The 23863-nt window shown below is 62.4% G+C and carries 27 protein-coding genes, 1 other RNA gene and 1 pseudogene; 11 read left to right on the top strand and 18 right to left on the bottom strand.

Features of this window, described 5'->3' with window-relative positions; translation table 11 throughout:
* Window positions 1-10: 10 nt before the first annotated feature.
* The gene (locus tag NKH03_RS00590; RefSeq protein WP_352966693.1) at window positions 11-1810 is read right to left on the bottom strand and encodes an ABC transporter transmembrane domain-containing protein; all 1800 of its coding nucleotides are present in this window, start codon (window positions 1808-1810) and stop codon (window positions 11-13) included.
* 206 nt (window positions 1811-2016) lie between these two features.
* Here NKH03_RS00590 and rpmE point away from each other — a divergent pair, with 206 nt between their 5' ends.
* A complete protein-coding gene (gene rpmE, locus NKH03_RS00585) occupies window positions 2017-2238 on the top strand; it encodes a 50S ribosomal protein L31 (RefSeq protein WP_352966691.1) in 222 nt (73 codons plus the stop codon).
* 84 nt (window positions 2239-2322) lie between these two features.
* Here rpmE and NKH03_RS00580 read toward each other — a convergent pair whose 3' ends face one another.
* Window positions 2323-2964: a TetR/AcrR family transcriptional regulator gene (locus tag NKH03_RS00580; RefSeq protein WP_352966689.1), complete on the bottom strand. Its 642-nt coding sequence runs from the start codon at window positions 2962-2964 to the stop codon at window positions 2323-2325.
* A 127-nt stretch (window positions 2965-3091) separates the two neighbouring features.
* Between NKH03_RS00580 and NKH03_RS00575 the strand changes: the two genes are divergently transcribed.
* Both NKH03_RS00575 and NKH03_RS00570 read left to right on the top strand, forming a co-directional pair.
* Entirely contained in the window at window positions 3092-3571 is a 480-nt protein-coding gene (locus tag NKH03_RS00575) for an anthrone oxygenase family protein (RefSeq protein ID WP_352966687.1), read from the top strand.
* Window positions 3572-3650: 79 nt separating this feature from the next.
* Window positions 3651-3800 (top strand): glycine zipper domain-containing protein, encoded by a 150-nt coding sequence (locus NKH03_RS00570; RefSeq protein WP_502913475.1) that lies wholly within the window; start codon window positions 3651-3653, stop codon window positions 3798-3800.
* Window positions 3801-3818: 18 nt separating this feature from the next.
* Here the strand turns inward: NKH03_RS00570 and NKH03_RS00565 are convergent, their stop codons facing one another.
* From NKH03_RS00565 to NKH03_RS00555, 3 genes are all read right to left on the bottom strand, one after another.
* Window positions 3819-4115 carry an Rdx family protein gene (locus NKH03_RS00565; RefSeq protein ID WP_352966683.1) on the bottom strand — a complete coding sequence of 99 codons (297 nt, stop codon included), beginning with the start codon at window positions 4113-4115 and terminating at the stop codon, window positions 3819-3821.
* Entirely contained in the window at window positions 4112-4861 is a 750-nt protein-coding gene (locus tag NKH03_RS00560) for a YebC/PmpR family DNA-binding transcriptional regulator (RefSeq protein WP_352864930.1), read from the bottom strand. Before NKH03_RS00560 ends, NKH03_RS00565 begins: the two co-directional genes overlap by 4 nt.
* 212 nt (window positions 4862-5073) lie before the next feature.
* Entirely contained in the window at window positions 5074-5397 is a 324-nt protein-coding gene (locus NKH03_RS00555; protein WP_352966682.1) for an ArsR/SmtB family transcription factor, read from the bottom strand.
* Window positions 5398-5448: 51 nt separating this feature from the next.
* On the opposite strand from NKH03_RS00555, the gene NKH03_RS00550 reads away from it, so the two are divergent.
* On the top strand, window positions 5449-5931 hold the full coding sequence (locus NKH03_RS00550; protein WP_352966680.1) for an SRPBCC domain-containing protein: 483 nt from the start codon (window positions 5449-5451) through the stop codon (window positions 5929-5931).
* A 65-nt stretch (window positions 5932-5996) separates the two neighbouring features.
* Window positions 5997-6459: pseudogene (locus tag NKH03_RS00545) on the top strand (SRPBCC family protein).
* Between the two features lie 21 nt (window positions 6460-6480).
* On the opposite strand, the gene NKH03_RS00540 reads toward NKH03_RS00545, so the two are convergent.
* The 4 genes from NKH03_RS00540 to ssrS all read right to left on the bottom strand — a co-directional run bounded on the left by NKH03_RS00540 (window position 6481) and on the right by ssrS (window position 9056).
* The gene (locus NKH03_RS00540) at window positions 6481-7248 is read right to left on the bottom strand and encodes a TerC family protein (protein WP_352864933.1); all 768 of its coding nucleotides are present in this window, start codon (window positions 7246-7248) and stop codon (window positions 6481-6483) included.
* 74 nt (window positions 7249-7322) lie between these two features.
* Complete coding sequence (locus tag NKH03_RS00535; RefSeq protein ID WP_352631978.1) at window positions 7323-8147, bottom strand: TIGR00282 family metallophosphoesterase; 825 nt, start codon at window positions 8145-8147, stop codon at window positions 7323-7325.
* Window positions 8148-8217: 70 nt separating this feature from the next.
* Window positions 8218-8805, bottom strand: coding sequence for a 5-formyltetrahydrofolate cyclo-ligase (locus NKH03_RS00530; protein WP_352878689.1), 588 nt, complete (start codon window positions 8803-8805; stop codon window positions 8218-8220).
* A 95-nt stretch (window positions 8806-8900) separates the two neighbouring features.
* A non-coding RNA gene (gene ssrS / locus NKH03_RS00525) (6S RNA) lies at window positions 8901-9056 on the bottom strand.
* A 162-nt stretch (window positions 9057-9218) separates the two neighbouring features.
* Here ssrS and NKH03_RS00520 point away from each other — a divergent pair.
* From NKH03_RS00520 to msrB, 6 genes are all read left to right on the top strand, one after another.
* Window positions 9219-10058: an AAA family ATPase gene (locus NKH03_RS00520; protein WP_352864935.1), complete on the top strand. Its 840-nt coding sequence runs from the start codon at window positions 9219-9221 to the stop codon at window positions 10056-10058.
* Window positions 10059-10148: 90 nt separating this feature from the next.
* On the top strand, window positions 10149-10595 hold the full coding sequence (locus NKH03_RS00515; RefSeq protein ID WP_352966679.1) for a GNAT family N-acetyltransferase: 447 nt from the start codon (window positions 10149-10151) through the stop codon (window positions 10593-10595).
* Window positions 10596-10657: 62 nt separating this feature from the next.
* A complete protein-coding gene (locus tag NKH03_RS00510) occupies window positions 10658-10852 on the top strand; it encodes a type II toxin-antitoxin system HicA family toxin (protein ID WP_352966678.1) in 195 nt (64 codons plus the stop codon).
* Between the two features lie 11 nt (window positions 10853-10863).
* Complete coding sequence (locus tag NKH03_RS00505; protein WP_023758609.1) at window positions 10864-11268, top strand: type II toxin-antitoxin system HicB family antitoxin; 405 nt, start codon at window positions 10864-10866, stop codon at window positions 11266-11268.
* Between the two features lie 6 nt (window positions 11269-11274).
* The gene (locus NKH03_RS00500; RefSeq protein WP_352966677.1) at window positions 11275-12465 is read left to right on the top strand and encodes a vWA domain-containing protein; all 1191 of its coding nucleotides are present in this window, start codon (window positions 11275-11277) and stop codon (window positions 12463-12465) included.
* Window positions 12466-12666: 201 nt separating this feature from the next.
* Window positions 12667-13071 (top strand): peptide-methionine (R)-S-oxide reductase MsrB, encoded by a 405-nt coding sequence (msrB, locus tag NKH03_RS00495; RefSeq protein ID WP_352864945.1) that lies wholly within the window; start codon window positions 12667-12669, stop codon window positions 13069-13071.
* Window positions 13072-13258: 187 nt separating this feature from the next.
* Here the strand turns inward: msrB and NKH03_RS00490 are convergent, their stop codons facing one another.
* The 9 genes from NKH03_RS00490 to livM all read right to left on the bottom strand — a co-directional run bounded on the left by NKH03_RS00490 (window position 13259) and on the right by livM (window position 23860).
* Entirely contained in the window at window positions 13259-13570 is a 312-nt protein-coding gene (locus tag NKH03_RS00490; RefSeq protein ID WP_352966675.1) for a hypothetical protein, read from the bottom strand.
* A 6-nt stretch (window positions 13571-13576) separates the two neighbouring features.
* Window positions 13577-14017, bottom strand: a complete 441-nt coding sequence (locus tag NKH03_RS00485; RefSeq protein WP_352864949.1) for a hypothetical protein — start codon at window positions 14015-14017, stop codon at window positions 13577-13579.
* A gap of 50 nt (window positions 14018-14067) precedes the next feature.
* Window positions 14068-14328, bottom strand: a complete 261-nt coding sequence (locus tag NKH03_RS00480) for a DUF2312 domain-containing protein (RefSeq protein ID WP_013529099.1) — start codon at window positions 14326-14328, stop codon at window positions 14068-14070.
* Between the two features lie 180 nt (window positions 14329-14508).
* The gene (gene pyc, locus NKH03_RS00475) at window positions 14509-17967 is read right to left on the bottom strand and encodes a pyruvate carboxylase (RefSeq protein WP_352966674.1); all 3459 of its coding nucleotides are present in this window, start codon (window positions 17965-17967) and stop codon (window positions 14509-14511) included.
* Between the two features lie 301 nt (window positions 17968-18268).
* Window positions 18269-19387, bottom strand: coding sequence for a branched-chain amino acid ABC transporter substrate-binding protein (locus tag NKH03_RS00470; protein ID WP_352864953.1), 1119 nt, complete (start codon window positions 19385-19387; stop codon window positions 18269-18271).
* Between the two features lie 137 nt (window positions 19388-19524).
* On the bottom strand, window positions 19525-19872 hold the full coding sequence (locus NKH03_RS00465) for a DUF6867 family protein (RefSeq protein WP_352864956.1): 348 nt from the start codon (window positions 19870-19872) through the stop codon (window positions 19525-19527).
* Window positions 19873-19983: 111 nt separating this feature from the next.
* Entirely contained in the window at window positions 19984-20712 is a 729-nt protein-coding gene (locus tag NKH03_RS00460) for an ABC transporter ATP-binding protein (protein ID WP_352966673.1), read from the bottom strand.
* Window positions 20712-22265, bottom strand: a complete 1554-nt coding sequence (locus tag NKH03_RS00455) for an ATP-binding cassette domain-containing protein (RefSeq protein WP_352966672.1) — start codon at window positions 22263-22265, stop codon at window positions 20712-20714. Before NKH03_RS00455 ends, NKH03_RS00460 begins: the two co-directional genes overlap by 1 nt.
* Window positions 22265-23860 (bottom strand): high-affinity branched-chain amino acid ABC transporter permease LivM, encoded by a 1596-nt coding sequence (gene livM / locus NKH03_RS00450; protein WP_352864961.1) that lies wholly within the window; start codon window positions 23858-23860, stop codon window positions 22265-22267. Before livM ends, NKH03_RS00455 begins: the two co-directional genes overlap by 1 nt.
* Window positions 23861-23863 lie beyond the last annotated feature (3 nt).

Below are 23863 nucleotides of genomic sequence, written 5' to 3'. Positions count from 1 at the left end.
ACAGCTTGAACTACTCCGCCGCCCCCTTGAAGGCGCTGGCGCCGGTTTCGAACTGCAGCTTGGCCAAGCGCGCATAAATGCCGCCCTTGGCGACCAGGCTCTGATGCGTGCCTTCCTCGACGATCGAGCCACCATCCATGACCAGGATCCTGTCGGCCTTCAGCACGGTTGCCAGCCGGTGGGCGATGACGATGGTGGTGCGGCCCTGCATCAGGCGCTCCAGCGCCATCTGCACCAGCGTCTCGCTTTCGGCGTCTAGCGCCGAGGTGGCTTCGTCGAGCAGCAGGATCGGCGCGTCGCGCAGGATGGCGCGGGCGATCGCCACCCGCTGGCGCTGGCCGCCGGACAGCGTCACGCCGCGTTCGCCGACCTGGCTGTCATAGCCTTTTTCCAGCCTGAGGATGAATTCGTCGGCCAGCGCGTCCTTCGCCGCCGTGTCGATCTCGGCCTTGCTGGCGCCCGGCCGGCCGAAGCCGATATTGTCGCGCGCGGTGGCGGCGAAGATGGTGACGTCCTGCGGCACGATGGCGATGCGCTGGCGGACCGAAACGGGATCGGCCTCGCGCACGTCGATGCCATCGATCAGGATCTTGCCTGTTTCGGGATCGTAGAAGCGCAGGATCAGCGAAAACACCGTGCTCTTGCCGGCCCCTGACGGCCCAACGATCGCCACCGTTTCCCCGGGCATGACCTGAAAGCTCAAACCGTGCACGGCGGCGCGATCGGGCCGTGCCGGGTAGGAGAAGGAGACATTGTCGAAGACTATCTCGCCTTTTGCGACCGCGGGCAGTGGCTTCGGATCTGCCGGAGCATGGATCGCCGGTTTCTCGGCCAGGATCTCGGTCAGCCGTTCGGCGGCACCCGCCGCTTGCGCAAGCTCTCCCCACACCTCCGACAGCGCCCCCAGCGCGCCGGCGGCGAACACCGAATAGAGCAGGAACTGACCGAGCGTGCCCGGCGTTATCGAGCCTTCGAGCACGTCGCGCGAGCCGAACCACAGCACCGCCACGACCGACGAGAAGATGGTGAAAATGGCAAAGAAAGTGAGGAAGGCGCGCGCGAAGATCGAGGCGCGCGCCGCCTCGAAAGCGGCTTCCACCGCGGCGGAGAAATGGCCGGTGACCAGCTTCTCGTTGGTGAAGGCCTGCAGCGTGCGCACCGCGCCGATCTGTTCGCTGGCATAGGCTGTCGCATCGGCAAGTGTATCCTGCGCCTGCCGGGACTTGCGTCGCACCGAACGGCCGAAGGCGACCAGCGGCAGCACGATGACGGGAATAGCGGCAATCACGAGGCCAGACAGTTTCGGGCTGGTGATTACCATCATCCCCACCGCGCCGAGGCCAAGGATGACGTTGCGCAGCGCGACCGAGGCCGTCGCCCCGACCGCCGACTTGACCTGCGTCGTGTCGGCGGCGAGCCGCGACACGATCTCGCCCGACTGGGCGGTATCGAAGAAGGAAGGGGACAGCGTCGTCACATGAGCAAAGACATCACGGCGGATGTCGGCGACGACGCGTTCGCCGAGCGTGATGACGAAATAGTAGCGGCCGGCCGATGCCGCCGCCAGCAGCGCGGCCATCGCCACCAGTGCGGCGAAATATTCGGCGATGAAAATGGTGTTGGCCGACGAGAACCCATGATCGATCATGCGCCGTACCGCCAGCGGCAGCGCCAAGGTCGTTGTCGCGGCGATGACCAGTGAGATGATGGCGCCGACGACCAGCGTGCGATAGTGCGTGATGTACGGAAACAGGCGCCCGAGCGGCTTGAGCGAGCGCCGGCGCTCGTCTGCGCTGCTGATTTGCGCCATCCCAGTGTTTCCTCTAGCCGCCCTTGAGGCATGCGCTTCAATATGCGCTTGCCGCGGCCTTGTGATTCAATTCCGGCTGATGTATAGGCTCGCCGACCGTTTTAGAAGCCGTGGCTCCTCAATAGCTGCGGCTTCGAGTTTTAAAAAGGGGCGCATCGACGCAGGCTTATGCCCGTCAGCAGCGCCGGCAAGCCAGGAACCGAACCATGAAGACCGACATTCATCCCGATTACCACGCCATCAAGGTCGTCATGACCGACGGCACCGAATACACGACCCGTTCGACCTGGGGCAAGGAAGGCGATACGATGAACCTCGATATCGACCCGACCACCCACCCGGCCTGGACCGGCGGCCAGCAGACCCTGCTCGACCGCGGCGGCCGCCTGTCGAAGTTCAAGAAGCGTTTCGAAGGTTTCGGCCTCTAAGCGCGATAATCTTTCTCGGATCGGAAAACCCGCCCTTGTGGCGGGTTTTTTGTTGCAGCATTCATCTTCGCGCTTTTCCGCCTGCTATTCAGCCAGCAATTCCCTGAGCGCCATCCGCTTGTAAGCGGCGACCAGCCTGTCGCCCTCCTGGCGCTCGACCGAGATCGCCAGCCGCATGGCGGCTTCACCCATCTGCCAGACCAGGAACGCCGTCGTTTCCAGCGCCACCGGATCGGCCGCCGGTCGCAGCCGTTTCAGCACCGCGGACAGAAACTCCGCATTGGCCCGGCTGTCGGCGAGTTCGAGCTGTCGCAGCGCCTTGTCGGCCTGCGTACCCGACCAGATGTCGCGCATCACCGGCTCGGCCAGGAACAACCGGTAATAGATATCGACCAGCTCCGAAAACGCTTGGCTCAGGCCTTCGGCATCGCCGACGCCGGCGAGTGCGGCCGAGATGCAGGCCTGGCTCTCTGCGGTGTAGCGCTCGGCCAGTGCCCAGACGATCGCCCGCTTGTCCGGAAAGAACTGGTAGAGTGAGCCGATCGATACCCCTGCCCGCTCCGCCACCTCACCCATGCGCATGGCGTCGCTACCTCGCTCGGCAATCAGCGCCGAAGCGGCGGCGAGCATGCGCTCGACCCGCTCGCGACTGCGCTGCTGGCTCGGCGCCCGACGCGGTGATGCGATCTGTTCCTGAGGCGAAACCGGCGAGGCCGTATCTTCCATGACTAACTCTCATGACAGCAAAAACGCTTGACTCGAAAAATACGAGGGTTTATCACGTTTAGCAAATGTGAGGATTATTCATATTCTAACGCAGAAGAATCCGATTCAGGCATCTGGAGCAATCGACATGACCGCGAAACTTCTCCCCACCCTCGTCTTCGTCGCCGCAATCGGCTCGGGAATCATCGGCGGCGTCTTCTTCGCCTTTTCCAGCTTCGTCATGCCGGGCCTCGCACGCATGCCCGCCGCCGGCGGCATCGCCGCGATGAATTCGATCAACGTCACCGCCGTGACGCCGCTGTTCATGACAGCGCTGTTCGGCACGGCGCTAGTGTGCCTTGTTGTCGGCGCCGGCGCGGTGATGGGCTGGAGCCAGCCGGGTTCGCTCTGGCTGGTTGCCGGCAGCCTGATCTATCTGATCGGCATCGTGATGGTGACGATGGTCTTCAACGTCCCGCTCAACGATGCGCTCGCCGTCGCCGATCCGGCAAGCGCCAGCGGCTCAAGCCTGTGGTCGCGCTACCTCAATGAATGGGTGATGTGGAACCATGTTCGCACCATGAGCGGCATAGCCGCACTGGCATCCTTCTGGTTCGCCACGCGTTGACGACAATGCGCGGAGCCGCCGGTGATCGACAGTGTGTCTCCGCGCTTGAAATTCATGGCGATCGTTTGGGAGACGCGTTTTGAAGGATCAGTACTCAAACATGGCCTTCGGCATGGCCATCGGAGTTGGTATCGGCTCGGCGATCGGCGCCGCTCTGGATGATTTGCCAATCGGCATCGCTATGGGCATTGCCATAGGCGCCGCCTTCGGAGCCTTGCGGCCCAAATGACGGCTGCGCCGGCGATCTTCAGGCCTTTGTTTTTCGATCCGAATGGCCGAGATCGCGATCCGGGTCGATGACATCGCGGACCAGTTGCTTGAGCTTCGCCGCGTCCGGAAAGCCGCCGTCGCGCTTGCGGTCCCAGACCAGCACCTCATTGCAGGAGATGGTGAAGATGCCGCCGGTGCCGGGCACCAGCGTCACTTCGCCGAGATCCGTGCCGAAGGTCGACAGTAGCTCCTGCGCCATCCAGCCGGCACGCAGCAGCCATTGGCACTGCGTGCAATAGGTGATGCGGATGATGGGAAGCGCTTTTTCGCTCATGCCGCGCTGAGCTTTGCCATGGTCTCGTCATCGACCTCGAAGTTGGCGTAGACGCTTTGCACGTCATCGTCATCCTCGAGCGTGGCGACCAACTTCATCAGCGACTGAGCCCGCTCCTCGTCGACCGGAACATTGTTTTGCGGCCGCCAGATCGGCTTCACCGATTCGGCCTCGCCGAGCGCGCCTTCCAGCGCCTTCGATACCTCGCCGAGATTTTCGAAGGCGCAATAGATCGTGTGGCCTTCTTCGTCGGACTCCACATCATCGGCGCCGGCCTCGATCGCCGCATCCATGATCTTGTCGGCGCTGCCGGCCGCTGCCGGATAGTAGATCTCGCCGGCACGGTCCCACATGAACGACACCGAGCCGGTTTCGCCCATCGCTCCGCCGGCCTTGGTGAAGGCGGCGCGCACGTTCGACGCCGAACGGTTGCGGTTGTCGGTCAGGGCCTCGACGATGACGGCGACGCCACCTGGACCATAGCCCTCATAACGCACGGCTTCGTAATTTTCGGCGTCACCCATCGAGGCCTTGTTGACGGCGCGCTGGATGTTGTCTTTCGGCATCGACACCGCCTTTGCGTTCTGGATCGCCAGGCGCAGGCGCGGGTTCATTGATGGATCGGGCGTCCCGCTCTTGGCGGCGACGGTGATTTCGCGCGCCAGCTTGGAGAACATTTTCGACCGCACCGCATCCTGGCGGCCCTTGCGGTGCATGATGTTCTTGAACTGTGAATGGCCAGCCATGGCGCCCCTGTCGTCTTCTCGGCTAGAGCATCCCGAAGCGAGGTGATCTCACCTCGTCTTCCGCAAATGCTCTAATTCAAAATCTCAGAGCGTCCGGGTGCTACTCTTGGAAGCACGGCGTTCTCTGTCGGAATGGCCGGCTTATAGATAAATCGGCTCAATTCGTCCAGCACACGACGTACGGGACGCACGACATGGGTCGCCGCCATCGCTCACGCCTCCAGATCCGACTTCAACCGGTCGATAATGCTGAGCGCGTGGCCTGCATACTGGCTGATCCAGCGGTCGTGGATCTGCTTGATCGGCAGCGCGTTGAGATGGTTCCAGCGCTCGCGTCCGTCGCGCCGCGCGACGATCAGGTCGGCCTCCTCCAGCACCTTGAGATGCAGCATCACGGTGCAGCGGTCGATATCGGGAAACGCATCGCACAGCATGCCGGTGGTCTTGGGCGCGTCCTTCAGCTGATCCAGGATTTCGCGTCGGCGCGGATGCGCCAGCGCCTTGAAAACATTGTCATCTTGCGATCGGCTTGACATGTTATGTTTCTATAACATATTCTTTGGCCAATCAAGGGAAGGAGTGTGGATATGTCACTTGGATTCAGTGTTTCCGGACGCATCGGCAAGCCGGTCGCCGAAGTCTTCGACGCGGTCGTCAATCCAAAGAAGCTCAGCGGCTATTTCACCACCATCGGCGGCGCCAGCGCCCCGCTGGAAGCCGGTGCCGGCGTCGTCTGGTGGGGCAAGGTGCCGGTCGAGGTCGACGAGGTGGTCAAGGACAGCCGCATCGTGCTGCGCTGGGATGCCACCGACGCCGACGGCAAGCCCGCCTACAAGACCCGCATCGAGATGAATTTCGAGCCGCTCGACGATGGCGGTACCTTCGTCACCATTGCCGAGAGCGGCTGGCAGGAGGGCGCGGTCGGCCTGAAGAAATCCTACCTCAACTGCGAGGGCTGGTCGCAGATGCTGGCCTGCATGAAGGCCTATGTCGAATACGGCATCAATTTGCGGGACGGCTACTACCGCGGCGAGATGAAGGGCGAACCCGCCAACGAGACCAATATCTGAGCGACCCCATACCTAGACCTGACGAAAGTAGCGCCATGAGCGCCAAGCTCGAAAGGGAGCATCCAATGGAGATCCGCGAAACCCCAACCGCCGAAGCCGGCATGCTGATCCGGCGACCTGTCGCCGAAGTGTTCGAGGCCATCGTCGATCCGGCCATCACCACGAAATTCTGGTTTACCCACGGCAGCGGCCGGCTGGATAGTGGCAAGGAAGTCCGCTGGGAGTGGCGCATGTACGGCGTCTCGACGACGGTCACTGTCAGCGAGATCGTCGCGAACGAAAAGATCGTCATGCGGTGGAGCGATCCGCCGACCACGGTGGTCTGGACCTTCACGGAAATGCCAGGCGACGCGACCTTTCTGGAGGTTCGCAATTTCGGCTTCGCCGGCAACGGCGATCAGCAAGTAAAAAGAAGCCGTCGATTCAACCGGCGGCTTCACCCTCGTGCTGGCGGGCGCAAAGGCGTGGCTGGAGCAAGGCCTGACGCTAGGCCTGATCGGCGACCGTCACCCGAAGTCGGGGCATTAGGCTTGCCCCGACGGACAAGGCTCAGTGCCCGCCGCCCGACTTCGCCTTCTTGCGCCGCCGCGCCAGCATGTTCAGCCCCTCGACCAGCGCCGAAAAGCCCATCGCCGCGTAAATATAACCCTTCGGCACATGGTAACCCATGCCGTCGGCGATAAGCGTCATGCCGATCATCAAAAGGAAGCCCAGCGCCAGCATGACGATGCTCGGGTTCCTGGCGATGAAATCCGCCAGCGGTCCGGCCGCCAGCATCATCACACTCACCGCGACGATCACGGCGATGTACATGATGGCTATCTCGTCGGTCATGCCGACGGCGGTGATGATCGAATCGATCGAGAAGACGAGGTCGAGCAGCAATATCTGGAAGATCGCGCCGGCAAGGCTGATCTGCAGCGTCTCGCCCAGCATCGTATCCCTGTGGTCGTCGGGATCGACCGTGTGATGGATCTCCTTGGTCGCCTTCCAGACCAGGAACAGGCCGCCTGCGATCAGGATCAGGTCGCGCCAGGAGAAGCCGTGGCCGAGGGCGGTGAACACCGGCGTCGTCAGTTGGACGATGATGGAAATGGTGGCCAGCAGCACCAGCCGCATGATCAGCGCCGCCGAAATGCCGAGCCGGCGGGCGCGGGCCCTTTGCGCTTGCGGCAGCTTGTTGGTCAGGATCGAGATGAAGATCAGATTGTCGATGCCGAGGACGATCTCGAGCACCACAAGCGTCAGCAGAGCGACCCAGGCCGTTGGATCGGACACGAATTGAAAATGCGGCGCCAGGAATTCGATGAGCTGCATGGAGGTCGTCCCCTCTTTTAACGATCTAGAGCAGTGTCGCCGGCAATTAGGTACTAAGCGCGCCTATATCAATGTCACGACCAGAAGGACGGCGCGGTTTCCTCCAGCCGTGGGCCGCGACGAAACGGCGCGATCCGCTCGGTCAGCCCGGTGCGGTCGGAAATATCGACCCCGACGCCGCACAATGTCGCCGGTCCGGTCGCGGCCTCGAAGCGCCCTTTCGGCACTTTCGATAGGAACCGGTTGAGCGGTTCCTCCTTGTCCATGCCGAGCGAGGAATCATAGTCGCCGCACATGCCGGCGTCGGACATATAGCCGGTGCCGCCATTGAGGATCTGGTGATCGCCGGTCGGCTGGTGCGTGTGGGTGCCGATGACGAGGCTGGCGCGGCCATCGACGAAATGCGCGAAGCACATCTTTTCCGAGGTCGCCTCGGCGTGGAAGTCGATGACCACCGCGTCCGCCTGCTCGCCGAGCGGACAGGCGGCAAGCTCGCGTTCGCCGGCCTGGAACGGATCGTCGAGCTCGGGATGCATGAACACCCGGCCCATGATGTTGGCGACCAGCACGCGCGCGCCGCTCCTGGCGATGTAGACGCCGGAGCCGCGCCCGGGCGTGCCTTTGGGAAAGTTGGAGGGGCGCAGGAAGCGCTCTTCGCGCGGCGCGAAGGCCAAAGCGTCGCGCTGGTCCCAGACGTGGTTGCCGGTGGTGACGACATCGGCGCCGGCCGCGATCGTCTCGCGAAAGATGTCTTCGGTAATGCCGAAGCCGCCGGCGGCGTTCTCGCCGTTGACGATGACGAAATCGAGTTTGAAATCGGAGATCAGCCCCGGCAGTTGTTCCCACACCGCCGTGCGTCCCGTTTTTCCAACCATGTCACCGAGGAAGAGAAGTCTCATAAGATCCCGCACCGAAAGTCAGCAAAGCAAAAGTTGCATGACGCCAGTGGAAGATCATGCGTCCATTTATCTACAATTTTGGCACGAAGCGGCGCAACCCGCTCTCGGTGAGTATTTCCGCGATGATGACGTCATGCTCCTCATCCGGCACCTGCGCCACCTCTTGGCAATCAAAGGCGATGCCGATCAGTCGCGGCGGCTGTCCCTTGTCGATCAGCCTGGCGATAGCGCGGTCGTAGTAGCCGGCGCCATAGCCGATGCGATGGCCGCGCGCATCGAAGGCGGCGAGCGGAACCAGCATCACCGAGGGGTCGAGCACCTCGGCTTCCTCATGCGGGCCGATCGTACCAAAACCCATGTCGACCATCGGCGCGCCGCGCACCAGCTCGCGAAAGACGATGGTGGTCTTGTCGAGAATGGCCGGCAGGCAAAGCCGTGCGCCCTTCTCGCGCAAGGCAAACATCAGCGGCCTGACGTCGACTTCCGAACGCATCGGCCAGAAGCCGGAAACGATCTGGCCCGCCTCGATGTGGAGGTGATCGCGCGCCGTCTCGGCCATTTCGAGCGCGACCTCGACCCGCCAGAACTCATCGAGCGCGTCGCGGCGCCCGAGTGCCTCGCGGCGAAGCTGCTTTTTCAGGTCTCTGGGAGAGGTCATGCGGCCAAGGTAGAAAAGGACAGGGCTGGGTGGAGGGTTGGGAGCGACGGTTTCCACCGCATCATCCACCGAAATGCGTGGACGCGAGGCAATAGTGACGGTCCACACAACCGGTGGAGAGAGCGATCCCGGGAACCTACAAAGTAGGTGGGCGCCGTGTGAGAAAACCCACGGGTCTTCCCAGGGACAGCTCCCTAAGGATCGTTAAGGCCCCGGGGAAAATGTTCTCCTGCCGGGAAGCACAGACCGTCATCTGCAATATAGGCTGCTCATCGGGCAAGCGCCAGAGAGACAGCGTTGCCGGCGACTTTATTCTCTGCGAATCCGTTACCCCTGTTCAGCGCCGTTCGCCGCCGTGTCTTGCACTGGCAAGTCCGCCTCCTTACGGTTGTCATGGCAACCAGGGAGCAAAAATGCGTTTCGAAGGCACGGCGGCCTATGTCGCCGACAAGGATCTGATGGTGGCCGTCAACGCGGCGATCGCGCTGGAACGGCCCTTGCTGGTCAAGGGCGAGCCGGGAACAGGCAAGACGGAACTGGCGCGCCAGGTGGCGGCGGCACTTGGCCTCGACCTGATCGAATGGCACGTCAAGTCGACGACCAGGGCGCAGCAAGGTCTTTACGAGTATGACGCCGTCTCGCGCTTGCGCGACAGCCAGCTCGGCGATATCAGGTTCAACGACATCAGGAACTACATCAAGCGCGGCAAGCTTTGGGAGGCGTTCGCGGCCGGCAAGAAGATCGTGCTCTTGATCGACGAGATCGACAAGGCCGACATCGAATTCCCCAACGATTTGCTGCAGGAACTCGATCGCATGGAGTTCTTCGTCTACGAGACCGGCGAGACGATCCGCGCCGCGGTCCGGCCGATCGTCATCATCACCTCCAACAACGAGAAGGAACTGCCGGACGCCTTCCTGCGCCGCTGCTTCTTCCACTACATTCGCTTTCCTGACGTCGACACGCTGCACAAAATCGTCGATGTCCACTATCCCGGCATCAAGCAGAATCTGGTGCGAGCGGCGCTGACCCAGTTCTACGAGATCCGCGGTGTGCCGGGGCTGAAGAAGAAGCCTTCGACCTCCGAGGCGCTCGACTGGATACGCCTGCTGGTCGCCGACGACATCGCGCCGGAGGATCTGCGCGCCGATCCGAAGAACGCCCTGCCCAAGCTGCATGGCGCGCTGTTGAAGAACGAACAGGACGTGCACCTGTTCGAACGGCTGGCCTTCATGGCGCGAAGGCAGCAATAGGGTAGCAGCAGCAGCGCTTTCCCTTCTGTGGACCGTTGCCGGCAGCCGAACAGGCAGGCAGGTTCGGCCAGAACCTTCGGAGGAGATGAAATGTCTGAGATTGTCGTCCGCCCGCTCGCGCGGTCCGACCACGCCGACTGGCGGCGGCTGTGGACCGACTACCTCACCTTCTATGAGACGAAGCTGCCGGAAGAGGTCTACGCCGTCACCTGGAGACGGCTGTTCACGGAAAGTGAGTTCGAACCGAAGGGCTTCATCGCCACCCTCGACGGCAAGGCGGTCGGCCTCACCCACTATCTCTACCACCGCTCCGGCTGGTCGGAAAAAGACAACTGCTATCTGCAGGACCTGTTTGCCGACCCGGATGTGCGCGGCAAAGGCATCGGCGCGGCGCTGATCAAGGCGGTACAACAAGAAGCGGCGAAAATCGGCGTCAAGAACGTCTACTGGATGACGCACGAGACCAACATCACCGCGCGCAAGCTCTACGACCATGTGGCGCGGCGAACTGGCTTCATCGAGTATGATCTATTGTGAAGAAAGTGGGAGATTGAAATGGTCGCCATTGCGCAATATATTGCGCATGATCTGAGTGTGTAATGCCGTTGATCGAGACCAATACGCGCAAAATTGTCATCAGGCTTTTGCGCGATGGCTGGATAAGTGTCGGCGGCAGCAAGCACGACAAGTATGAGCATCCGGAACGGCCAGAGGTGATGATCATCGTACCTAGGCATCGTGAACAATCTCCCGGTGTCGCCCGGTCGATCGCCCGACTGGCTGCATGGATTTGAGGACAGACCGCATGACGCATTATGTCGGAATTCTCGATGGGGCAGAGGACATCTGGGGGGTGCGAGTCCCTGATCTTCCCGGCTGCCACGGCGGCGGCGCAAGCCCCGAAGAAGCCATTGCCGATGCGACTTCCGCCGTGCGCGAATGGGTCGAAGCACGTGCGACGAAACATCTGCAGTTACCGGTCTCGCGTACGGTGGCGCAATTGCTCCTGCAAGACGAACTCGATACTGCCGCCGGCGAATCCGCCGTGATGATCCCGGTGCTGATCGACTCCGGCCGGCCCGTCCGAGCCAATCTGTCGCTCGACGCCGGTCTTCTGGCGGCGATCGACGAAGAAGCAGGCCGACGTGGCCTGACGCGTTCCGCATTCATTGCAAGCGCCGCACGAGAGAAGATCGAAGGCCACAGATAACCGACGATGTTCATCCCCTTCTTCCTCGAACTGAAGGCAGCGCGCGTTCCCGTTTCGCTGCGGGAATACCTGTCGCTGCTGGAGGGGCTGGAAGCCGGGCTGGTCGACTATGACGTCGAAGGTTTTTATTACCTCGCCCGCACCGCACTGGTGAAGGACGAACGCCACATCGACCGCTTCGACCAGGTGTTTGCGCATGTCTTCAAGGGCATCGAAGCGCTGGGCGGACCGGATGCGGTCGACGTTGCGAACATTCCCGAGGAATGGCTGCGCCGCCTTGCCGAAAAGCACCTGACCGACGAAGAGAAAAAGCTGGTCGAGGCGCTCGGCGGCTTCGAAAAGCTGATGGAGACTTTGAAGCAGCGGCTCGAAGAGCAAAAAGGCCGCCACCAGGGCGGCTCGAAATGGATCGGCACCGGCGGCACCTCGCCTTTCGGCGCCTATGGCTACAATCCCGAAGGCGTGCGCATCGGCCAGCACGAAAGCCGCAACCGCCGCGCGGTCAAAGTCTGGGACAAGCGCGAGTTCAGGAATTTCGACGATGCGGTCGAACTCGGCACCCGCAACATCAAGATCGCGCTGAAGCGCCTGCGCCGCTGGGTGCGCGAGGGCGCCGAGGAGGAGTTCGACCTGCCCGGCACCATCCACGCCACGGCCGAACATGGCTATCTCGACGTGCAGACGCGGCCGGAACGGCGCAACGCCGTGAAGCTTCTGATGTTCTTCGATGTCGGCGGCTCGATGGACGACCACATCAAGAGCGTCGAGGAGCTGTTCTCGGCCGCCCGCGCCGAATTCCGCCAGCTCGAATATTTCTACTTCCACAACTGCCTCTATGAAGGCGTGTGGAAGGACAATCGCCGCAGGCATGCCGAGGTGATTCCGACCTTCGACCTCATCCACAAATACGGGCCGGACTGCAAGGTGATCGTCGTCGGCGATGCCTCGATGAGCCCCTACGAGATCGCTCACCCCGGTGGCTCGGTCGAGCATTGGAATCCGGAAGCCGGGGTCATCTGGCTCGGCCGCCTGCTGCAGCAATGGCCGAACGCCGTATGGCTCAATCCTGAAAACCCTGAGAATTGGCGCTTTACCCATTCGATCGCCATGATCCGCGACATCTTCGGCGGCCGCATGTTTCCGTTGACATTGGCCGGGCTCGAAGGCGCGACGAAGCAGCTTTCAAGAAAGCACTGAACCTTGCCCGGCTTCTCGGAACTGGGCAGACGCGTAACAAATGCCTATGTTGGTGCGAATATGAGGTTGCAATCCGCGCATGACCCCGAACCTCCGGTTCGGAAAGGATCATGCGCAAAGCCAAAAGTGCTACAGCGCCCTTTGCGCGTCCGATGGACGCGCGGCGCTGTAGCAGCGAGCCGGTAAGGCTGAGGAGATCGAATGGACACCCGCACCTACCCCGTAACCCGTACCGACGCCGAATGGCGTGCCCGGCTGACGCCGGAGCAATATGCCGTCATGCGCGGCCACGGTACCGAACGGCCGGGAAGCTGCGCTTTGCTCTACGAGAAGCGCGCCGGCACCTTTTCCTGCGTCGGCTGTGACCAGCCGCTTTTTGAATCCAAGCTGAAGTTCGAGAGCGGCACCGGCTGGCCGAGCTTCAACGATCCGGTGCCGGGCTCGGTCGAGAACACTGTCGACCGCAGCTACGGCATGGTCCGCACCGAATGCCACTGCGCCCGCTGCGGCAGCCATCTCGGCCATGTCTTCGAGGACGGCCCGCCGCCGACCGGCCTGCGCTATTGCATCAACGGCGTGGCGCTGAAATTCGAGCCGGCGGCTTGATGCAAGTCGCCCAAAAGTGCGCAGCGGTTTTGGGACAACGACATGCATAGAAAACAGTAATTCAAAGCGCGACGCGCTTTGACCCAAACGATCGCTGGAAAAGTGGAAAGGGCGGCTGCGACCGCCCTTTTCTTTTCTTTGGGCGGCAGGAACTCCGGCGAACACGACAGGCGCCCGCCTCGCGCTATCAGGCCACGACCGTCAGGATCAGCCACAGTGTAGCCCCGAGCGCCATCAACGAGGCCTTGGTGCCACCGGCCCTTTCCGTGGTTCGCCAGACGGCAAAGGTCAGGAAGATGTTGTAGGGCACCAGCGCGAAATGCACCGCCAGAACCAGCACAAGCGGCAGCTTCAGCGCAAGCACGATAATCGCGGTCACCGCGGACGCAACGTTGAGCGCCGTTCCGACAAGGGCAAGGTCGTGCCAGAACAGCCGGTCGAGCGGCACCCGGCCTTGCCAACGTGAGCGGAAGAAGGATCCGACGCCTTCTGGCAACACCTGATATCACCCCTGCCCCAGGACTTCGGTCACCGCATGTTCGATACGCGAACATTCGGTCACCAGCCAGTCGGTCATAGCCGGCCAATTGTCCTCGGCATAACAATTCACCCGCCACATCGAATTGATGCCGAGGCCCTCGCAACTCTGTTCCGGCCTGAGCTTCAGCCTGTCTTCGATCGCCGGCTGGAACGGCTTCAACCGCGACCAGGCTTGCGTGGCGCCGAACTTCTCGTTGCGGCCGAAGAAGACGCCGACATGGTTCTGCGCCGGCGCGACATACATGGAAAGGACCAACGCGAAGTCGGGCAGCCCGCGTTGCCAGAACCAGGGTCCGCGCCTCGCCATCAGAGGCTTTTCTTCCGGATGCCGCTCGGCGAACAGCATCCAGAAGCCGCGTTGGCGGAATTCAGAAGCACGGCGGGCGCCGAAGTCGAATTCGCTCATGGTTCAAACCGTTTCTCCGGCAACCGCATTGGATGCCGGGTCGGTTAGTCTTACACCATGCCGAGCGCGGCCTTGTACAGGTCGAGGATAGTTTCCTCTTCCTGCCGCTCGGCCTGGTCCTTCTTGCGCAGCCGGATGATCGTGCGCATCGCCTTGGTGTCGAAGCCGGTGCCCTTGGCCTCGGCGAACACTTCCTTGATGTCATCGGAAATGGTCTTCTTCTCTTCCTCGAGCCGCTCTATGCGCTCGATGAAGGCACGTAGCTGGCCGGCGGCAACAGTCTGGCTGGTATCGGTGATATCGTCGGCCATTTTTTCTCCACATCGTTTCCGCGCCGCGACTCGGCGACGACGGCGGCAAATTCGAGCCGGTTCGATGCCCGACCGGCGGCGGCGGGTCAAGCCGTTATCGATGCTTCATGAAGGGTTGGGCACACCCTAAGGTGTGTTGAGATTGAGGTCAGGCCGGCATCATCTGAATATCAATACACCTTATCCGAAGACGATCAGCAGATCCTTGGCATCGATCTGGTCGCCGGCCTTGACCAGCACCTCGGCGACGGTGCCGTCGCGCTCGGCATGCAGCGCCGTTTCCATCTTCATCGCCTCGATGGAAAGCAGCACGTCGCCGGCCTTCACGGGCTGGCCGGCGGCAACCGAAAGTGCGGAGACGACACCCGGCATCGGCGCGCCGACATGGGCCTCGTTGCCGGGCTCGGCCTTGCGGCGGGCCTTGGCGGCGGACGCGCCATGCGCCCTGTCGGGTATCTTCACTCGGCGCGGCTGGCCGTTGAGCTCGAAGAACACGGTGACCATGCCCTTCTCATCGACATCGCCGATGGCAAGACACCGCACCACCAGCGTCTTGCCCTTCTCGATGTCGACGAAGATCTCGTCTTCCGGCTTCATGCCATAGAAATAGGTCGGCGTCGGCAGGACGCTGACCGGACCGTAGGTTTCCTGCGCGCCGGCGAAATCCGTAAACACCTTCGGGTACATCAGCCACGAGGCGAATTCGAACTCCGAGAGTTTGCGCTCGAGCTTCTCCTCGATCTCCTTGCGGTTGGCCTTGAGGTCCGCGGGCTTCAGCAGCGAGCCAGGCCGCGCCTTTATCGGCTTGTCGCCTTTTAGCACCTTCTTCTGCAGCTTCTCAGGCCAGCCGCCGGGCGACTGGCCGAGATCGCCGCGCAGCATCGACACCACGGAGTCCGGAAAGGCGATGTCCTTGCTGGGGTTCTCGACATCGGCGACGGTGAGATCCTGGCTCACCATCATCAGCGCCATGTCGCCGACGACCTTGGACGACGGCGTCACCTTGACGATGTCGCCGAACATCAGATTGACGTCGTGATAGGTCTGCGCCACCTCGTGCCAGCGTGTCTCCAGCCCGAGCGAACGCGCCTGCTCCTTGAGATTGGTGAACTGCCCGCCCGGCATCTCGTGCAGGTAGACTTCCGAGGCCGGTCCCTTGAGGTCGCTTTCGAAGGCGGCATACTGGTTGCGCACCGCTTCCCAGTAGAACGAGATCTTCCTGATCCACTGCGGATCGAGGCCCGGATCGCGCTCGGTGCCCTTCAGCGCCTCGACGATGGAGCCGAGACATGGCTGCGAGGTGTTGCCCGAGAGCGAATCCATCGCCGCGTCGATAGCATCGACGCCGCTGTCGACCGCCGCCAGCACCGTCGCCGCCGACAGGCCTGACGTGTCGTGGGTGTGGAAATGGATCGGCAAGTCGGTCGCTTCGCGCAGCGCTTTGAACAGCACACGTGCGGCGGAAGGCTTCAGCAGTCCGGCCATGTCCTTGACGGCGATGATGTGGGCGCCGGCCGCCTGCAATTCCCCGGCCAGGCCGACATAGTATTTGAGGTCGTATTTCGCCCGCGCCGGATCGAGGATGTCGCCGGTGTAGCAGATCGCCGCTTCGATCAGCTTGCCCTCGGCGCCGACCGCATCCATGGCGACGCGCATGTTCTCGACCCAGTTCAGGCAGTCGAAGACGCGGAACAGGTCGATGCCGCCGGCGGCCGCCTGCTTGACGAAATGCTGCACGACATTGTCGGGATAGTTGGTGTAGCCAACGCCGTTGGCGCCGCGCAGCAGCATCTGCAGCAGCACATTGGGCGCCGCCTCGCGCACCAGCGACAGCCGCTCCCACGGGTCTTCGGTTAGGAAGCGCATGGCAACGTCGAAGGTGGCGCCGCCCCAGCATTCGAGCGACAGGAGCTGCGGCAGGGCGCGCGCATAAGTGCCGGCAATGCCGGCGATGTCATGCGTGCGCATGCGCGTCGCCAGCAGCGACTGGTGGCCGTCACGCATCGTCGTGTCGGTGACCAGCACCTCTTTCCGGTCGCGCATCCAGCCGGCGAATTTCTCCGGTCCGAGCACGTCGAGCTTCTGCTTGCTGCCATCAGGCACATTGCCGTTGAGATAGGGCACCAATGGTGCGGCCGCGTCGGCCTTCGGCTGCGGCCGGCCGCGCGTCTCGGGATGACCGTTGACCGACACGTCGGCCAGATAGTTGAGCAGCTTGGTGGCGCGGTCCTGCCGCTTGACCTGCTGGAACAGCTCCGGCGTCGTGTCGATGAACTTCGTCGTGTAGGAATTGTCGGCGAAGCTCGGGTGGTTGATGATCGCTTCGAGGAAGGTCAAATTGGTGGCGACGCCGCGGATGCGGAACTCGCGCAGCGCCCGGTTCATGCGGGCGATGGTCTCCGCCGGCGTCGGCGCCCACGCCGTCACCTTCTCCAGCAGCGGATCGTAGAAGCGGGTGATCACCGCCCCGGAATAGGCGGTGCCGCCATCGAGGCGGATGCCGAAACCCGTCGCGCCGCGATAGGCGGTTATGCGACCGTAGTCCGGGATGAAATTATGCTCGGGATCTTCCGTGGTGATGCGGCACTGCAAGGCATGGCCGTTCAGCCTGATGTCCATCTGCATCGGCACGCCCGATTCCGGCGTGCCGATGGCGAAGCCGTCGAGGATGTGGATCTGCGCCTTGACGATGTCGATGCCGGTTACCTGCTCGGTGACGGTGTGCTCGACCTGGATGCGCGGATTGACCTCGATGAAGTAGAATTTGCCGGTGTCGGCGTCCTGCAGGAACTCGACCGTGCCGGCGCCGATATAGCTGGTTTCGCGGGCGATCTTCAGCGCATGGCCGCAAAGCTCCTCGCGCTGCGACATTTCGAGGTATGGCGCCGGCGCCCGCTCGACGACCTTCTGGTTGCGGCGCTGGATCGAGCAGTCGCGCTCGAACAGATGCACGGCGTTGCCATGCGTGTCGCCCAGCACCTGCACCTCGACATGGCGGGCGCGCTCTATCAGCTTTTCGAGATAGACCTCGTCCTTGCCGAATGCGGCTTTCGCCTCGCGCTTGCCTTCCGTGACTTCACGGGCAAGGTCGGCTTCGGCGCGGATGGCGCGCATGCCGCGGCCGCCACCGCCCCATGATGCCTTCAGCATCACCGGATAGCCGATCTGCTTGGCCAGTTTCTTGACCGCATCCATGTCGTCCGGCAACGGATCGGTGGCGGGGATCACCGGCACGCCGACCTCGATGGCGAGATTGCGCGCCGCGACCTTGTTGCCGAGCCGGCGCATCGTATCCGGCTTCGGCCCGATGAAGGTGATGCCGGCCTCGGCACAGGCATCGGCGAATTCGGGGCTTTCCGACAACAGGCCGTAGCCGGGATGAATGGCATCGGCGCCCGAGAGCCTGGCGACGCGGATCACCTCCTCGATCGACAGATAGCTTTCGATCGGTCCCATGTCCCGGGTCAGATGCGGCCCGCGTCCGACCTGGTAGCTCTCGTCGGCCTTGAAGCGATGCAGGGAGTATTTGTCCTCCTCGGCCCAGATCGCCACGGTTTTGAGACCGAGTTCGTTGGCCGCGCGAAAGACGCGAATGGCGATTTCGGACCGGTTGGCGACGAGGATCTTCGTGATGGCCAAGGACTGAGGCTCCAGCAACGGAAGGGAAGAGAAATCGGCGCAATGATTAGCGTGAAAATGCTGCAGTGCAAACGAAATTGACAGGCATTTAAACCGATTGAAATGGAATCTTTGCGCCAAGGGCGGTCGCATTCAGTCGAATACGCAGCGAAGCGATGGGCATTGCGGTCAACGCGCGATCGTTTCCGGGCTAAAGGCCCGGGCTGGATTGGTCTGCCGGCCTCGATGGAGAGGCAACGGCCTCAAAAGAAAAATGCCCGGCGCGAAGCACCGGGCATCCGTAGTCTGGAGACTGACGAGCTTACATCTTCTGGATGTAGGTGTACTTGCCGTCGGCGCCCTTCTTCCATTCGTACATGACGTAGCCGGGCAGCGTCGGGTCGCCCTTGGCGTCATAGGACAGGTCGCCGAGCACGGTCTTGAACGGGCCGTTTTCATGCAGCGCCTTGGCAACTGCCTGCGGGTCGTTCGACTTGGCAGCGGTCGCTGCTTCGGCGAGCGCCTGTACGGCGGCGTAGGAGTAGAGCGTGTAGGCTTCCGGCTCGAAGCCCTGCGCGCGGAACTTCTCGACGAGTTCCTTGTTGGCGGGGATCAGGCGCGGGTCCGGGCCGAACGTGTTGAGCGTGCCCGCAACCGCGTCACCTGCGATCGAAGCCAGCTCGTTCGACACGATGCCGTCGCCGGAAATCAGTGTCGCCTTGAGGCCCTGGTCAGCCGCCTGGCGGATGATAAGGCCGGCTTCGGTGTGCAGGCCGCCCCAGTAGATGATGGTTACGCCGGCTTCCTTCATCTTGGCGATCAGTGCCGAGAAGTCCTTGTCGCCGACATTGATGCCTTCGTACATGACTTCCGTCAGGCCCTTGGCATTCATCGCCTTCTTGGTTTCGTCGGCAAGGCCCTGACCGTAGGTGGTCTTGTCGTGAACGACGGCGATCTTGGCGTCCTTGAAGTTCGCGGCGAGATAAGCGCCGGCGATGCTACCCTGCTGGTCATCGCGTCCGCAGGTGCGGAACACGTTCCACAGGCCGCGCTCGGTGAGCTTCGGGTTGGTGGCGGCCGGGGTGATCTCGACGATGCCGTTTTCCGCATAGACTTCCGATGCCGGGATCGAGACGCCCGAGTTGAAGTGCCCGACCACGAACTTGACACCGTCGCCGACGAACTTGTTGGCAACCGAGATGCCCTGCTTCGGATCGGAGACGTCGTCGCCGACTTCGAGCTTGATCTGCTCGCCATTGATGCCGCCCTTGGCATTGATGTCGGCCACAGCGGCTTCCGCACCCTTCTGAAGCTGCGCGCCGAAGGCGGCATTCGGACCAGTGATCGGACCGGCTACGCCGAACATGACGTCAGCCCACGCGTTGCCGCCGAACGCGACCAGCGCGGTCAGGGCGACGGCGGACAAAAGTGACTTTTTCATTTAAACGCTCCCATTTACGGAGTGGGCGTGGATGAAGCTTTCATGCGATGCCCACCCTTATCGCAGAAAGCATAGTTTGCCGATTTTCAGGCACTTGTCACGCCGATTCAATTCCGATGCGGCGCTAATGATGAACGTCAACCTTTCGGTTTCCAGCTCAAGATTGAAGCTCTTTCGTAGAGCCAATTATACTGTGTCACCATCTGGTTGGTGCGCGTGTATTGAAAGCCGACAAAACCGAGGATCATCAGCACGATTGTATCGACGACATAGTAGTGCAGCGAGAACATCGTGCCGCCGAACAGCGCGTGATGAATGAAGCGGATGCCGATGCCGAGACCCAGCATGTAGGCGAACAGCTGGATGAAGCTGCGCCAGGTCTGCGCGCTGGCCTTGCCCGTCATCCAGGCCGCCCAGCCGCCGAGCAGACAGGTGACGAAGAAGAACTGCCAGATCGAGGGTTCCTCATAGAGAATGCCCTGCATGATGAAGTCTCCTTAGCATGATCCCGAAAAGTTGCAGACTTTTCGGACAAGGATCATGCGACAAACAAACAATTTGGAGCGGAATATCGAACGCACACATCCGCTCTAAACTCAGTGGTGTCCGCCTTCGAGATAGGCGGCGCGCACTTCCGGATTGGCGAGCAGTTCCTTGCCGGTACCGCTCATCGTCACGTTGCCGTTGACCATGACATAGCCGCGCGTGGCGAGCTTGAGCGCGCCGAAGGCGTTCTGCTCGACCAGGAACACGGTCAGCCCCTGGGTGCGGTTCAGCTCGCGGATGGCGTCGAAGATCTGTTTGACGATCAGCGGCGCGAGACCCAGCGACGGTTCGTCGAGCAAAAGCAGCTTTGGCCGCGCCATCAGCGCGCGTCCGATCGACAGCATCTGTTGCTCGCCGCCCGACAGCGTGCCGCCGCGCTGGGCGATGCGCTCCTTCAGCCGCGGGAACAGCGTGAACACCTTCTCGACGTCCTCGTCATAGTGCTCGAGGTTGTCGAGGCTGGCGCCCATTTGCAGGTTTTCCATCACCGTCATGCGCGGGAAGATGCGCCGGCCCTCGGGCGATTGGGCAATGCGCATGCGCGCGATCTCATGCGTCGGCATCTGGGTGATGTCGGTGCCGGCGAATGTGATGGTGCCGGTGCGGGCGCGCGGCGCGCCGAAGATAGTCATCATCAGCGTCGACTTGCCGGCGCCGTTGGCGCCGATCAGCGCCACGATCTCACCTTCCTTCACGGTGACATCGACGCCGTTCAGCGCCCGGATGTTGCCGTAATAGGTCTGCACACCCTTGATATCGAGCAGCGTTGTCCCGGCCATCACTTGCCCCCCCTGCGCTTGCCCGCCACGGGCTTGGCGGCAGTCTTCCCGGAAGCATGGCTGGTCGCCACCTTGCCCGCATCGACGCGGCGCGAAAATTCCGTGTCCTTGCCCTGGCCGAGCAGCCTGGCCTGCTTGACCCACTCCTCACGAGCGATGCGCCCATCGAAGGCAAGATAGGCTTCGGCGGCTTCGACGTCGGCCTTTTTCCAGGCGCCGATCTGGTCGAAGTGGAAGATGCCGTGATCGTTGAGCTTCTTCTCGTTGACCGAACCGATGCCCTTGATGCGGGTCAAATTATCGGCCTTGCCGCCGCGAGGCGCTGGCAGCCGGTTGGAGATTCCCCCAGCCGTCGCCGCAGGGGCCTTCGCGGCAGGAGCCTTGGCTGCCGGCTTGGCCGGCGCAGTCGACTTCACCGCCGTTCCGGTTGCCGCCTTTGACGCTTTCGGCGCAGGCTTTGCTTTTGCCGCGGAGACGGGCTTTGCCGAAGCCGCCGGCACAGCCGCCAGCGAGGCCGCCTTGTTTGCCGCGGCGAGCGATTTTGCGTCGACCTGACCGGCCTTTGACGCGCCCTTGGCCACCGTGACCCGCTCGCCCGAACTGTGGCCGACCGTGTCGGTCACCGGCCCGGCGAGATAGGACGACGATGTTCCCGGGCCGTGTGCTGCATCCGGTCCCGTATCGAGCTGTTCGATGACGTCTTCGTCGCCGACTTCCGTCAGCACCGACTCGACTTCCTCGTCGTCGACGCCGAGATAGGCTGCGATGACGCGCGGGTCGGTACGCACCGATTGCGGGCTGCCGTCCGAGATCTTGCGGCCATATTCCAGCACCACGACGTGGTCCGATATCTGCATGACCACCGACATGTCATGCTCGATCAACAGGATCGAGGTGCCTGATGTGTTCTTGATGTCGATCAGCAGTTCGTTGAGCGCTGCGGATTCCTTTGGATTGAGGCCAGCGGCCGGCTCGTCCAGGCACAAAAGCTCCGGACCGGTGCACATGGCGCGGGCGATCTCGAGGCGCCGCTGCGCGCCATAGGGCAGGTCGCCGGCCGGATCGTCGGCGCGGTCGACGAGATCGGCCTTCTCCAGCCAGTGCCTGGCAAGTTCGACCGATTCGGCGGAGGCCTTGCGGTAGCCGCTGAAGCCGAACAGGCCAAGGACCGTATAGCCCGAGGCTTTCATCAGCTTGTTGTGCTGGGCAACCAAAAGGTTCTCCAGCAGCGTCATGCCCGAGAACAGGCGGATGTTCTGGAAGGTACGCGCCACCTTGGCGCGCGCCGGGATCTCGTGGTTGGGTAGACGTTCGAGCAAATAGCTCGAGCCGTCGTTCCGGTTGAGCGTGATCATGCCTTCCGACGGCTTGTAGAAGCCGGTGATGCAGTTGAACACGGTGGTCTTGCCGGCACCGTTGGGTCCGATCAGCGCGGTGATCTCACCGCGCTTGGCGGTGAAGGACAGGTCGCCGATGGCGACCAGGCCGCCGAACTTCATCGACAGATGCTCGACCCGCAGAATCGCCTCGTTCATGGATGTGCTCGCATTCATCAGCCGTGGCCTTCCTTGGTGAAGGAACCGGAGACCGCTCTTCGCACCTTGAGGAAGGCGGTCGGCTCGCGACTGCCGACGAAGCCGCGCGGCTTCCACAGCATGACGATGACCATGGCCATGCCGAACAGAAGCATGCGGTAGAGCTCCGGTGTGAAGTCCGGCCCGAATATCTGCTTGAGGAAGTCGAGTTCGCGCAGCGCCTCGGTGCCGCCGATCATCACCATCGCGGCAACCGCGATGCCGACCAGCGAGCCCATGCCGCCGAGAACGACGATGGCCAGGATGATGGCCGATTCCAGGAAGACGAAGGATTCCGGGCTGACGAAACCTTGCCGCGCGGCGAAGAACGAGCCGGCGAAGCCGCCGAACATGGCGCCCGTGGCAAAAGCCGTGAGCTTGGTCGTCGTCGTGTTGATGCCCAGAGACCGGCAGGCGATCTCATCCTCACGCAGCGCTTCCCAGGCGCGGCCGACCGGCAGACGCCGCAGCCTGATGGTGACGAAGGCGGTGAGCAGGCACAGGCCCAGGATCAGATAATAGAGGAAAATCTTGTAGTAGGCGCCGGACTGGGCGATGCCCAGCACCTTGGCGATGTAGTTCGAGTCAGACACGTTGAACGACATCAGGCCGAAGAAGCTGACCTTGGGAATGCCGGAAATGCCGGCCGAACCGTTGGTCACGTCGCGCCAGTTGATCAGCACCAGGCGGATGATCTCGCCGAAAGCCAGCGTCACGATAGCCAGATAGTCGCCACGCAGGCGCAGCACGGGGAAGCCGAGCAGCACGCCCCAGAGGGCGGCCATGGCGCCGGCGGCCGGCAACAGGATCCAGAACGACAGGCCGAAGTGCGTGGCGAGAAGCGCATAGGAATAGGCGCCAAGCGCATAAAAGGCGACGTAGCCGAGGTCGAGCAGGCCGGCGAGGCCGACAACGATGTTCAGGCCCCAGGCCAGCATCACATAGATCAGGATCTGGATGCCGAAATTGTCGACCCATTTCAGCGAACCCTGCAGCCCGCTGGCGATCGACCAGGCGTTCAGCGACAGCACCGCCACCACGAGGATCGGATACAGCACCAGAGCCGTGACGCCCAATTTGTTGAAGTTAGCATGGATGAAGGCGCGGAAGTAATAGATCACGCAAGCCAGCAGATAGATGACCGCGAGCGCGCGCAGGAATTGCAGATAGCCGGCGGGTTCTGCTCCGACCCATCCGGGGAGAGAATTGCTGAAAACGAACAGCAGCACCGCGGCGATGACGGCCGCGATGAAGGCCGGCAACTGGAAGAAGCGTGATGCGACGCTGGCCGGCAACAGGCCGGTGGCAACATCGGCGATCTTCTGGTTGGCCAAGAAGGGCTGGCCATAGGCGACATAAAGAAACCGCCCGACCGCCGTGGCGATCACCACTGCGGCAAGCAGGCCCCAGCGCGCGGTCAGGACCAGTTCATTGGAGATGTTCTGACCGGTCTTCAGCCCGATGAACAGCACGAACAGGCCAAGCGCGATGGCGCCGGCATAGAAGGCTTCCTTGAGGGCGCGTTGGACAGGAGTGGCGACGACGTCGCGCTCCGGAGATACGGTGACGGCCATGGT

The organism is Mesorhizobium sp. M1406 (assembly GCF_040317555.1).
Classification (GTDB): domain Bacteria; phylum Pseudomonadota; class Alphaproteobacteria; order Rhizobiales; family Rhizobiaceae; genus Mesorhizobium.
The sequence above is the reverse complement of the archived record's forward strand: the minus strand, read 5'-3'. Positions and strand labels throughout refer to the sequence as shown.

Coding starts and splice junctions, on each gene's coding strand:
- NKH03_RS00590 (WP_352966693.1), bottom strand. CDS start 1,810: ATGGCGCAAATCAGCAGCGCAGACGAGCGCCGGCGCTCGCTCAAGCCG.
- rpmE (WP_352966691.1), top strand. CDS start 2,017: ATGAAGACCGACATTCATCCCGATTACCACGCCATCAAGGTCGTCATG.
- NKH03_RS00580 (WP_352966689.1), bottom strand. CDS start 2,964: ATGGAAGATACGGCCTCGCCGGTTTCGCCTCAGGAACAGATCGCATCA.
- NKH03_RS00575 (WP_352966687.1), top strand. CDS start 3,092: ATGACCGCGAAACTTCTCCCCACCCTCGTCTTCGTCGCCGCAATCGGC.
- NKH03_RS00565 (WP_352966683.1), bottom strand. CDS start 4,115: ATGAGCGAAAAAGCGCTTCCCATCATCCGCATCACCTATTGCACGCAG.
- NKH03_RS00560 (WP_352864930.1), bottom strand. CDS start 4,861: ATGGCTGGCCATTCACAGTTCAAGAACATCATGCACCGCAAGGGCCGC.
- NKH03_RS00555 (WP_352966682.1), bottom strand. CDS start 5,397: ATGTCAAGCCGATCGCAAGATGACAATGTTTTCAAGGCGCTGGCGCAT.
- NKH03_RS00550 (WP_352966680.1), top strand. CDS start 5,449: ATGTCACTTGGATTCAGTGTTTCCGGACGCATCGGCAAGCCGGTCGCC.
- NKH03_RS00540 (WP_352864933.1), bottom strand. CDS start 7,248: ATGCAGCTCATCGAATTCCTGGCGCCGCATTTTCAATTCGTGTCCGAT.
- NKH03_RS00535 (WP_352631978.1), bottom strand. CDS start 8,147: ATGAGACTTCTCTTCCTCGGTGACATGGTTGGAAAAACGGGACGCACG.
- NKH03_RS00530 (WP_352878689.1), bottom strand. CDS start 8,805: ATGACCTCTCCCAGAGACCTGAAAAAGCAGCTTCGCCGCGAGGCACTC.
- NKH03_RS00520 (WP_352864935.1), top strand. CDS start 9,219: ATGCGTTTCGAAGGCACGGCGGCCTATGTCGCCGACAAGGATCTGATG.
- NKH03_RS00515 (WP_352966679.1), top strand. CDS start 10,149: ATGTCTGAGATTGTCGTCCGCCCGCTCGCGCGGTCCGACCACGCCGAC.
- NKH03_RS00510 (WP_352966678.1), top strand. CDS start 10,658: ATGCCGTTGATCGAGACCAATACGCGCAAAATTGTCATCAGGCTTTTG.
- NKH03_RS00505 (WP_023758609.1), top strand. CDS start 10,864: ATGACGCATTATGTCGGAATTCTCGATGGGGCAGAGGACATCTGGGGG.
- NKH03_RS00500 (WP_352966677.1), top strand. CDS start 11,275: ATGTTCATCCCCTTCTTCCTCGAACTGAAGGCAGCGCGCGTTCCCGTT.
- msrB (WP_352864945.1), top strand. CDS start 12,667: ATGGACACCCGCACCTACCCCGTAACCCGTACCGACGCCGAATGGCGT.
- NKH03_RS00485 (WP_352864949.1), bottom strand. CDS start 14,017: ATGAGCGAATTCGACTTCGGCGCCCGCCGTGCTTCTGAATTCCGCCAA.
- NKH03_RS00480 (WP_013529099.1), bottom strand. CDS start 14,328: ATGGCCGACGATATCACCGATACCAGCCAGACTGTTGCCGCCGGCCAG.
- NKH03_RS00470 (WP_352864953.1), bottom strand. CDS start 19,387: ATGAAAAAGTCACTTTTGTCCGCCGTCGCCCTGACCGCGCTGGTCGCG.
- NKH03_RS00465 (WP_352864956.1), bottom strand. CDS start 19,872: ATGCAGGGCATTCTCTATGAGGAACCCTCGATCTGGCAGTTCTTCTTC.
- NKH03_RS00460 (WP_352966673.1), bottom strand. CDS start 20,712: ATGGCCGGGACAACGCTGCTCGATATCAAGGGTGTGCAGACCTATTAC.
- NKH03_RS00455 (WP_352966672.1), bottom strand. CDS start 22,265: ATGAATGCGAGCACATCCATGAACGAGGCGATTCTGCGGGTCGAGCAT.
- livM (WP_352864961.1), bottom strand. CDS start 23,860: ATGGCCGTCACCGTATCTCCGGAGCGCGACGTCGTCGCCACTCCTGTC.